This is a genomic window from Streptococcus oralis (assembly GCF_001578945.1).
In the GTDB taxonomy this organism is placed as follows: domain Bacteria; phylum Bacillota; class Bacilli; order Lactobacillales; family Streptococcaceae; genus Streptococcus; species Streptococcus oralis_Q.
Genome location: NZ_KQ969551.1, coordinates 496,942 through 507,741, shown reverse-complemented (window position 1 = coordinate 507,741; position 10,800 = coordinate 496,942). Strand labels below are relative to the sequence as shown.

11 protein-coding genes and 1 pseudogene are annotated in these 10,800 nt (G+C 39.3%); 10 read left to right on the top strand and 2 right to left on the bottom strand.

What is annotated here, in order from left to right; translation table 11 throughout:
* Window positions 1-744, top strand: a 744-nt coding sequence (dcm, locus tag SORDD16_RS11795) for a DNA (cytosine-5-)-methyltransferase (protein WP_241733994.1), incomplete at its 5' end; no start/stop codon positions are given.
* Between the two features lie 28 nt (window positions 745-772).
* On the opposite strand, the gene SORDD16_RS05100 is transcribed toward dcm, so the two are convergent.
* Complete coding sequence (locus SORDD16_RS05100) at window positions 773-1,984, bottom strand: MspI family type II restriction endonuclease (RefSeq protein ID WP_061452593.1); 1,212 nt, start codon at window positions 1,982-1,984, stop codon at window positions 773-775.
* Between the two features lie 159 nt (window positions 1,985-2,143).
* Complete coding sequence (gene guaA, locus SORDD16_RS05095; RefSeq protein ID WP_061452592.1) at window positions 2,144-3,706, bottom strand: glutamine-hydrolyzing GMP synthase; 1,563 nt, start codon at window positions 3,704-3,706, stop codon at window positions 2,144-2,146.
* 141 nt (window positions 3,707-3,847) lie between these two features.
* Between guaA and SORDD16_RS05090 the strand changes: the two genes are divergently transcribed.
* The 9 genes and pseudogenes from SORDD16_RS05090 to SORDD16_RS05050 all read left to right on the top strand — a co-directional run.
* Window positions 3,848-4,546: a GntR family transcriptional regulator gene (locus tag SORDD16_RS05090; RefSeq protein WP_061452591.1), complete on the top strand. Its 699-nt coding sequence runs from the start codon at window positions 3,848-3,850 to the stop codon at window positions 4,544-4,546.
* Between the two features lie 137 nt (window positions 4,547-4,683).
* Entirely contained in the window at window positions 4,684-5,970 is a 1,287-nt protein-coding gene (locus SORDD16_RS05085; protein ID WP_061452590.1) for a peptidase U32 family protein, read from the top strand.
* A 14-nt stretch (window positions 5,971-5,984) separates the two neighbouring features.
* Window positions 5,985-6,296, top strand: coding sequence for a CHY zinc finger protein (locus SORDD16_RS05080; protein WP_061452589.1), 312 nt, complete (start codon window positions 5,985-5,987; stop codon window positions 6,294-6,296).
* A 231-nt stretch (window positions 6,297-6,527) separates the two neighbouring features.
* Window positions 6,528-6,728: a F0F1 ATP synthase subunit C gene (locus SORDD16_RS05075; RefSeq protein WP_001054555.1), complete on the top strand. Its 201-nt coding sequence runs from the start codon at window positions 6,528-6,530 to the stop codon at window positions 6,726-6,728.
* A gap of 34 nt (window positions 6,729-6,762) precedes the next feature.
* Entirely contained in the window at window positions 6,763-7,476 is a 714-nt protein-coding gene (gene atpB / locus SORDD16_RS05070) for a F0F1 ATP synthase subunit A (RefSeq protein WP_061452588.1), read from the top strand.
* Between the two features lie 13 nt (window positions 7,477-7,489).
* Window positions 7,490-7,984 (top strand): F0F1 ATP synthase subunit B, encoded by a 495-nt coding sequence (gene atpF / locus SORDD16_RS05065; RefSeq protein WP_000558544.1) that lies wholly within the window; start codon window positions 7,490-7,492, stop codon window positions 7,982-7,984.
* Window positions 7,984-8,521 (top strand): annotated as a pseudogene (locus SORDD16_RS05060) (F0F1 ATP synthase subunit delta). The gene atpF and the pseudogene SORDD16_RS05060 overlap by 1 nt, the downstream one beginning before the upstream one ends.
* Before the next feature lie 14 nt (window positions 8,522-8,535).
* Window positions 8,536-10,041 (top strand): F0F1 ATP synthase subunit alpha, encoded by a 1,506-nt coding sequence (gene atpA, locus SORDD16_RS05055; protein WP_000996617.1) that lies wholly within the window; start codon window positions 8,536-8,538, stop codon window positions 10,039-10,041.
* Between the two features lie 15 nt (window positions 10,042-10,056).
* Window positions 10,057-10,800: F0F1 ATP synthase subunit gamma (locus tag SORDD16_RS05050; protein ID WP_061452645.1), on the top strand; the 744-nt coding region annotated here is incomplete at its 3' end.

Sequence of the window (10,800 nt, the reverse complement as noted above, 5' to 3'; positions counted from 1 at the left end):
AATGAGAAAGATATCCCAGACCACGACATTCTTTTAGCAGGCTTTCCTTGTCAGCCATTTAGTCATATTGGGAAGCGAGAGGGATTTACACACGAAACACAAGGGACATTATTTTTCGATGTTTTACGCATTCTAAAAGAAAAGAGACCAAAGGCATTTCTTTTAGAAAATGTTAAAGGATTGGTTACTCACGATAAAGGTAATACTTTAAAAGTGATTATGAAGGCTTTACAAGAAGAGTTAGGTTATTCAGTTTTTTATGAAATTCTCGATGCTCAACGATTTGGTTTACCGCAGAGAAGAGAAAGAATTATCATTGTTGGATTTAGACCTGACCTGGAAGTGCATGATTTTAAGTTTCCGAAGGGAACTGATAAAAAAGTTCCAGTAGGTTCTATACTAGAAGATAATCCAACTGGGTACAAAATTTCAAAACATCTGCAAGATACATATCTTTTTAAAAAAGATGATGGCAAACCTCAAATTATTGATAAAACTAGCGAGATTCAGGTAAATACACTTGTTGCAAGCTATCATAAAATTCAGCGTTTGACAGGAACGTTTGTAAAAGGTGGAGAAACTGGGTTGAGACTTTATAGTGAACTAGAATGTAAGCGACTAATGGGATTCCCAGATGACTTCAAAGTACCAGTTTCAAGAACTCAAATGTATAGACAGTTTGGTAACTCAGTAGCTGTACCAGTAATTAAAGCTGTCGCTGATAAAATGAAAGTATACCTTTAATAAAAAATAGCAGATCATGTTTGAACTGCTATTTTTTATTATTCGTAAAACCTTTGATTTGTACTTTTTGACCTCGTTTTTTACTAGGGTATGTCCATTTAAACGGAGTTCCAAACTGTCCTTTAGATGAATATTTCTCAATATATTCATCAACATACAAATCCCTTGAAATAACCTCAAAATTTTTAGTATACAGCATTATATCAACAACTTGAATAGGATTGTTAACTAATGGACTGTTGACACCAAACATAAAGAAGTTAACTAATTCTATATTATATTTGTGCATTTCATCAACTAATGTGTTATAGGCAACTTCATTATTTTCTTTCAATCCTTTAGCACTACCATATGCTTGAAATTCTTTGAGTGAATTAGCCAATGACGAAGAAGAATCGAGATTAAGAGCAAGAATAATATCGTCTACAGCTCCCTCATGGACTGTTACGGTATCCGCAGAAGTATTTTTAACACTAATATTTTTAGTTATTTCTTCTTGTTCAGTAGTAATTGTAAAAGATACATCTGTTTTCGGATAACCACGATTACTTAATTTAGGTATTGAATTAGTTGCCACAATATCTAAAACAGTATCTTGTTCACTAACACCAGAAACTTTTAAGATTTGATTAAACCAATGATAAGTCGAAGATTTAATTGTTTGGCTATGTTTTACGTGATCATTCCATAGAAGGATATTGTTTTTGTCAGTCAATAAGTCAACTATACTATCCTCAGCATTGTTTCCCAAAATATTAGCACTAATCCCTTGAGATAGATTTTCGGAAGCATGATTTAGTACGAAGTCTTTTAATTCAGAAAAAGTTAGTACATCATCTAAGAAAGATATGTAAGTTTCGCTATGTATCTTATTTGAATAGTCGTTTTTATTTTTTATTTCTTTTTCGGTAATAGAATCTGGTACAACAACAAAGATTTTTGTGATATTCTTATCAACTATCTTGATGTTTTGAGCAAAAAATTCATTCCCATAGATTCTATCAGTTCGAATCGAGCTAGTAGGTTTAACTAACCAAGTTTCATTATCAAAGTCATTGAAAGTAATTGCATAATCCATTTTAAATTGTTTTTCACAATTTTCATATCCAACTGAATAACCTTTTTTTACAGATATATTCAATTTGGGAATATCTTGGATTCTTTGAAGCAATTCAGACAAAGTTAAATTTGAAGCAGAACCAGATAAAGATTTTTGCTGATTATCAACGTTAAAACTCATAATATTTTTACTCCCATATTAGAAAAAAGAAGCTCATTTTAGAGCTTCTTTGGAGACACTTTGGAGACAATCCAAATATATTTATCTCATTTTAATACTTCATACAGTTGTTAAAATGCTGTTAAATCAAGGATTCTTAGCCTAAGTTACTCTTATATATTATTCCCACTCAACGGTTGCTGGTGGTTTACTTGTAATGTCGTAGACGATACGGTTAACGTGGTCTACTTCATTTACGATACGTACTGAGATCTTTTGAAGAACTTCCCAAGGAATCTTTGCAAAGTCTGCAGTCATACCATCGATAGAAGTAATGGCACGAATGGCGATTGTGTAGTCGTAAGTACGACCGTCACCCATAACACCGACTGAACGAACGCCTGTGTTGACAGTGAAGTATTGCCAGATGTCACGGTCAAGGCCAGCCTTAGCGATTTCTTCACGAAGGATAGCATCAGACTCACGAACAGTTTCCAGTTTTTCTTCAGTGATTTCACCCATGACACGGATAGCAAGACCTGGTCCTGGGAATGGTTGGCGCCATACGATGTGGTCTGGCATACCAAGCTCGGTACCGAGGGCACGAACTTCGTCCTTATAAAGAGTGTTCAATGGTTCGATCAGTTCGAATTGCATGTCTTCTGGAAGACCACCTACGTTGTGATGAGACTTAATAGTTTGAGCTGTATCCGTACCAGACTCGATCACGTCAGTGTAAAGTGTTCCTTGGGCAAGGAATTTCACATCTTTGAGCTTACTTGCTTCGTCATCAAAGACATAAACAAACTCGTTACCGATGATTTTACGTTTTTGCTCAGGATCAGAAACACCTGCAAGTTTATCAAGGAAGCGTTTTGAAGCATCAGCTTTGACGATATTCAAACCAAACTTACCACCAAGCATGTCCATAACTTGATCTGCTTCTCCTTTACGAAGAAGACCGTGGTCTACAAAGATACAGATCAATTGATCGCCGATTGCTTTTTGAAGAAGAACTCCAACAACAGAAGAGTCAACACCACCTGATAGACCGAGAAGAACACGCTTGTCGCCTACAGTTTCGCGGATTTTTTTGATCTGCATATCGATAAAGTTGTCCATTGACCAGTCACCCTTAGCTTTACAGATGTTAAGGGCAAAGTTTCGAAGGATATCATTTCCATATACAGAATGGCGAACTTCTGGGTGGAATTGGATACCATAGATGTTCTTTTCTGGATTTTCAATGGCTGCGTAAGGACAGTCAGCAGAAGTTCCAGTACGAACGAAATCAGCTGGAATCTCTGTAACCGCATCGCCATGGCTCATCAAAACAATCTGTTCTTCAGGAGTCCCTTCAAAGAGGGCAGAAGTGGTATGAGTAAGTGGTGATTGGCCATACTCACGGTTACCAGCATCACCAGCAGGGACAACTTTTCCTCCAAGTTTATGGGTTAAAAGTTGCATACCGTAGCAGATCCCCAAAATTGGAATGCCAAGTTCAAAAATTTCTGGGTCAATATCAAATGAACCATCTTCGTATACAGAGTTTGGTCCACCAGAGAGGATGATCCCTACAGGGTTAATCTCACGAACCTCTGCGGCTGAGATTTTGTGACTTTTTAGCTCTGAAAAAACACCAATCTCACGGATACGGCGTGAAATCAGCTGGTTGTATTGGCTACCATAGTCCAGTACGATGATTTTTTCGACATCTTGCAAATCAGTTGAAATGTTGCTCATCTTTTTCCTTTCTCAAAAGAAATATCTTTTCCAATATTCTATCACAAATAGGGGCGAATTACCAACTAAACAAGGCAAAGTTTGACTTTTTATTAGCAAATACGGTACAATAGAGAAAATAAAGAAAAGAAGTGAAAAAGCATGTTACCAGCTTATATGAAAATCCACGATCAGATCAAAAAGGATATAGATGAGCATCGTTGGAAGATTGGAGAAAGACTTCCGAGTGAACGAGATTTGGCAGAGCTGTTTCAGGTTAGTCGGATGACCTTGCGCCAAGCCATCTCTCTTTTGGTTGAAGAAGGAGTCTTGGAGCGCAGAGTAGGAAGCGGAACCTTTGTCTCTAGTACTCGTGTCCAAGAAAAAATGCGGGGAACGACCAGTTTTACGGAGATCGTCAAATCTCAGGGCAAAGTACCTTCCAGCCAACTTATTTCTTACAGAAGAACCATTCCAAATGAGCAAGAGGTCGCAAAGCTAGGCATTTCACCAACTGAAAATATCATTCGTATGGAACGGGTACGTTATGCTGACCAAGTACCACTGGTCTATGAAGTAGCTTCTATCCCCGAAAAGTTCATCAAAAATTTTAAAAAGGAAGAGATCACCAGTCATTTCTTTCAAACCTTGCAGGAACATGGCTACCGGATTGGCAAATCCCAACAGACCATTTATGCGAGATTGGCTAAGGAAAAAATTGCTCACTATTTAGAAGTCGAAAAGGGGCATGCCATTCTGGCCTTGACACAGGTTTCTTACTTTGAAGATGGAACAGCTTTTGAATATGTAAAGAGTCAATACGTGGGCGAACGCTTTGAATTTTATCTTGAAAATAACTAGTCTAGAAAGGCTAGTTTTTTCTTTTCTTAAAAGATTAGAATTGTCAAAACAATCTGTCTAGACTTGATTTTATCTATTATTTACTATAAAATGGGAAGGAAAAACGTCAAACTTTTATATTGCAAATAGGAGAAAACATGACAAAAACATTAAAACGTCCTGAGGTTTTATCACCTGCAGGGACTTTAGAAAAGCTAAAAGTAGCTGTCCAATATGGTGCGGATGCGGTCTTCATCGGTGGACAGGCCTATGGTCTTCGTAGCCGTGCAGGAAACTTCACCTTTGAACAGATGGAAGAAGGTGTGCAGTTCGCTGCTAAGTATGGTGCCAAGGTCTATGTGGCTGCTAACATGGTTATGCACGAAGGAAACGAAGCTGGTGCTGGAGAATGGTTCCGCAAATTACGTGACATCGGGATTGCGGCAGTTATCGTGTCAGATCCGGCCTTGATTATGATTGCAGCAACTGAAGCACCAGGTCTCGAAATCCACCTTTCCACCCAAGCCAGTGCGACTAACTATGAAACTCTTGAGTTCTGGAAAGAACTGGGCTTGACTCGTGTCGTTTTGGCGCGTGAAGTTTCAATGGAAGAATTGGCAGAGATTCGCAAACGTACGGACGTTGAAATCGAAGCCTTTGTCCATGGAGCTATGTGTATTTCCTACTCAGGACGCTGTACGCTTTCAAACCACATGAGTATGCGTGATGCTAACCGTGGTGGTTGTTCACAGTCTTGTCGTTGGAAATACGACCTTTACGACATGCCATTTGGTCAAGAACGTAAGAGCCTTAAAGGTGAAATCCCAGAAGAATTTTCAATGTCAGCCGTTGACATGTCTATGATTGACCATATTCCAGATATGATCGAAAACGGTGTAGACAGTCTCAAGATTGAAGGACGCATGAAATCTATCCACTACGTTTCAACGGTGACTAACTGTTACAAGGCGGCTGTGGATGCATACCTTGAAAGTCCTGAGAAGTTTGAAGCTATCAAACAAGACTTGGTGGATGAGATGTGGAAGGTTGCCCAGCGTGAATTGGCAACAGGTTTCTACTATGGTACACCGACAGAAAATGAACAGTTGTTTGGTGCACGTCGTAAAATCCCTGAATACAAGTTTGTCGCTGAAGTGGTTTCTTATGATGATGCGACTCAAACGGCAACTATTCGTCAACGAAACGTTATCAACGAAGGTGACCAAGTTGAGTTCTACGGACCAGGTTTCCGTCATTTTGAAACCTATATTGAAGATCTTCATGATTCCAAAGGAAATAAAATCGACCGTGCCCCAAATCCAATGGAACTCTTGACCATTAAGGTTCCACAACCTGTTCAAGCAGGGGACATGGTCCGCACTCTCAAGGAAGGTCTTATCAATCTCTATAAAGAAGATGGAACCAGCGTTACAGTTCGTGCCTAGAGAAGGAAAAGTGAATGAATCAAGCACAAGGTTTGTTAGTTGATGATGAAGGCAGATGTGTTCATTACCATGGCGAAAAGGACATCGTTTCCCTCCAGTGTTATGAGTGTAAAAAATACTATGCTTGTTATCAGTGCCACAATGATATGGAGACACATGTATTTTCGCCCTATCCCTTGGCGCTTACCGAGGATCAACCGATTTTTTGTGGGGCTTGTAAGAGGACAATGACATTTCAAGAATATCAAAAACAGACAGCTTGTCCTTATTGCAACGCTCCATTTAATCCAAGTTGCAAACAACATCATTCCTATTATTTTAAATAAAATGAATTCATCCAAGTTTCAAACTTGGATTTTTTCAATTTGTTTCAGAAAACAGAGTGAAAGCGGGAAAATACTCGCTCTAAAATGAGAAATTTTTCTATATAATAGGATAAAAATTGTAAAAACAGAAATAAATTATCTGAAACGCTTTCAAAGCAAGTAAAAAGTTGACAAATCAAAATTTTAGGACTAAACTAAGTAAGTAAATTTTAAATAAAAGGAGAATTCATCATGAATTTAACATTTTTCGGTCTTTGTCTTGCCTGTATGGGTGTATCCCTTGCAGAAGGTATGTTGATGAACGGTTTGTTCAAATCAGCAGCTCGCCAACCAGACATCATTCCACAATTGCGTAGCTTAATGATCATGGGGATTGCCTTTATTGAAGGAACATTCTTTGTAACTCTCGTATTTTCATTTATCATCAAATAAAGAGAAGTATAAAATGGAAAAGGGAGGATTTTAGATGGAAGAAAGTATCAATCCAACCATCAATATTGGTCCTGTTACCTTTGATTTGACCTTGACAGTATTGACCTTGCTGTCAGTAGTCGTTATTTTTGGTTTTATCTATTGGGCAAGTCGGAATATGACTGTGAAGCCCAAAGGAAAGCAAAATGTACTGGAGTATCTCTATGACTTCGTAGTCGGATTTACAGAACCTAATGTAGGATCACGGTACATGAAAGATTACTCACTCTTTTACTTGTGTTTATTTCTTTTTATGGTTATCGCAAACAATCTTGGTTTGATGGCCAAACTTCAAACTACAGATGGGACAAACCTTTGGACATCGCCAACAGCCAATCTTCAATTTGACTTGGCCATGTCGTTTGGAATTATCCTGATGACCCATATAGAAGGAATTCGTCGCCGTGGTGTTAAAAAGTATCTGAAAGGCTTTGTTACCCCAGGTTTTATGACACCGATGAATCTCCTTGAAGAAGTCACGAATTTCCTATCACTTGCTTTGCGGGTATTCGGAAATATCTTTGCCGGAGAAGTGATGGCTAGTCTGCTCATCACACTTTCTCATCAGGCTCTTTATTGGTATCCAGTCGCATTTGTTACCAATCTAGTCTGGACGGCGTTTTCTGTGTTTATTTCTTGTGTTCAGGCTTATGTATTCACAGTCTTGTCTTCTATGTATCTAGGAAATAAAATTAATGATGAAGAGTAGAAAGGAGTAACTGATGCACGTAACAGTAGGTGAATTAATTGGTAACTTTATTTTAATCGCTGGCTCTTTTATCCTTTTGATTGTCTTGGTTAAGAAATATGCGTGGTCAAACTTGACTAGTGTCTTCGAAGAAAGGGCAAATAAAATTGCTGCTGATATTGATGGAGCTGAACAAGCTCGTCAAAAGGCAGAAACTCTTGCTCAAAAACGTGAAGATGAATTGGCTGGTAGTCGAAACGAAGCCAAAACAATCATTGAAAATGCTAAAGAGACTGCAGAGAAGAGTAAAGCAGATATTCTGGCAGATGCTAAAGTAGAAGCAGGTCGCTTGAAAGAAAAAGCAAACCAAGAAATTGCTCAGAATAAAGCTGAGGCTTTGCAAAGTGTTAAGGGCGAGGTGGCAGATTTGACGGTTAGTCTCGCTGGTAAAATCATCTCAAAAAACCTTGACAGTCATGCTCATAAGGAACTCATTGATCAGTATATCGATCAGCTAGGAGAAGCCTAATGGACAAGAAAACAGCAAAGGTCATTGAAAAATACAGCATACCTTTTGTCCAATTAGTGATTGAAAAAGGAGAAGAGGACCGGATTTTTTCAGACTTGGATCAAATCAAGCAAGTCGCAGAAGAAACGGGCTTACCTTCTTTTTTTAGCTCAGGTGGCAGTTGATGAGTCTGATAAGGAAAAAACAGTTGGTTTCTTTAAAGACTCTGTCTCACCTTTAATGCAAAACTTTATTCAGGTTCTGATTTACAATCACAGAGCAAATCTTTTTTATGATATCATTGTTGATTGTTTGAATCGTCTTGAAAAAGAGACCAATCGTTTTGTAGTCACGATTTCTTCAGCCCATCCTTTAACAGATGAACAGAAGGAACGTCTGCTCCCATTGATAGAGAAAAAAATGTCTCTGAAAGTGCGGAGTATCAAAGAACAAATTGATGAAGAACTTATTGGTGGTTTTGTCATTTTTGCTAATCACAAGACAATTGATGTGAGTATTAAACAGCAACTTCGAGTTGTTAAAGAAAATTTGAAATAGAAAGTGGTGTTCTTTTGGCAATTAACGCACAAGAAATCAGCGCTTTAATTAAGCAACAAATTGAAAATTTCAAACCCAATTTTGATGTGTCTGAAACAGGTGTTGTAACCTATATCGGGGACGGTATCGCGCGTGCTCACGGTCTTGAAAATGCCATGAGTGGAGAGTTGTTGATTTTTGAAAACGGCTCTTATGGTATGGCTCAAAACTTGGAGTCTACAGACGTTGGGATTATCATCCTTGGAGACTTTACAGATATTCGTGAAGGTGATACCATTCGCCGTACAGGTAAAATTATGGAAGTACCTGTGGGGGACAGCCTAATCGGACGTGTTGTCGACCCACTTGGTCGTCCAGTTGATGGTCTTGGGGACATCCATACTGATAAAACTCGTCCAGTAGAAGCGCCAGCTCCTGGTGTTATGCAACGGAAGTCTGTATCAGAACCCTTGCAAACAGGTTTGAAAGCTATTGACGCCCTTGTACCGATTGGTCGTGGTCAACGGGAGTTGATTATCGGTGACCGTCAGACAGGGAAAACAACTATTGCGATTGATACAATCTTGAACCAAAAAGGCCAAGATATGATCTGTATCTATGTAGCGATTGGACAAAAAGAGTCAACTGTTCGTACGCAAGTTGAAACACTTCGTCAGTACGGTGCCTTGGACTACACAATCGTTGTGACAGCCTCTGCTTCACAACCATCTCCATTGCTCTTCCTAGCTCCTTATGCTGGAGTTGCTATGGCAGAAGAGTTTATGTACCAAGGCAAGCATGTTTTGATTGTTTACGATGATCTTTCAAAACAAGCGGTCGCTTATCGTGAGCTTTCCCTCTTGCTTCGTCGTCCACCAGGTCGTGAAGCTTTCCCAGGGGATGTTTTCTACCTTCATAGCCGTTTGCTTGAGCGCTCAGCTAAAGTTTCTGATGAACTTGGTGGTGGATCTATCACAGCCTTACCATTTATCGAGACACAAGCAGGAGATATCTCTGCCTATATCGCAACTAACGTGATTTCAATCACTGACGGACAAATCTTCCTTGGTGATGGTCTCTTCAATGCGGGTATTCGTCCAGCCATCGATGCGGGTTCATCTGTATCTCGTGTAGGTGGTTCCGCTCAAATCAAAGCCATGAAGAAGGTTGCTGGTACACTTCGTATCGACCTTGCTTCATATCGAGAGTTGGAGGCCTTCACTAAATTTGGTTCGGATTTGGATGCAGCTACTCAGGCCAAGTTGAACCGTGGACGTCGTACTGTAGAAGTATTAAAACAACCTGTCCATAAACCACTACCTGTTGAGAAACAAGTAACCATTCTTTACGCTTTGACACATGGATTCTTGGATACGATTCCAGTAGATGATATTGTTCGTTTTGAGGAAGAGTTCCATACTTTCTTTGATGCTCATTATCCAGAGATTTTGGAAACCATTCGTGAAACAAAAGACTTGCCAGAAGAAGCAGTCTTGGATGCTGCGATTACAGAGTTTCTCAATCAATCCAGCTTCCAATAAGAATAGAGGTGTCAGATGGCAGTATCTCTAAATGATATTAAAACAAAAATCGCCTCAACAAAAAATACTAGTCAAATCACTAATGCCATGCAAATGGTATCGGCTGCTAAGCTGGGTCGCTCTGAAGAAGCAGCTCGCAACTTCCAAGTTTACGCTCAGAAAGTTCGTAAGCTTTTAACGGATATTTTGCATGGTAACGGATCTGGTGGTTCTACCAATCCGATGCTCATCAGTCGTCCAGTTAAGAAAACTGGCTATATCGTTATCACTTCAGACCGTGGCTTGGTTGGAGGGTATAATGCTTCCATCCTTAAAGCTGTGATGGAGTTGAAAGAAGAATACCATCCAGATGGTACAGGTTTTGAGATAATCTGCATCGGCGGTATGGGAGCTGATTTCTTTAAGGCTCGTGGAATTCAGCCAATCTATGAACTACGCGGTTTGGCAGATCAACCTAGTTTCGATGAAGTTCGTAAAATCATTTCAAAAACGATTGAAATGTATCAAAATGAACTTTTTGATGAACTCTATGTCTGTTACAACCATCATGTCAATACTCTCACAAGTCAAATGCGTGTGGAACAAATGTTGCCGATCGTTGATTTAGATCCAAATGAAGCAGATGAAGAGTATAGCTTGACCTTTGAGTTGGAAACGAGTCGTGACGAGATTTTGGAGCAATTATTGCCACAGTTTGCAGAAAGTATGATATACGGAGCTATCATCGATGCCAAGACAGCTGAAAACGCGGCCGGCATG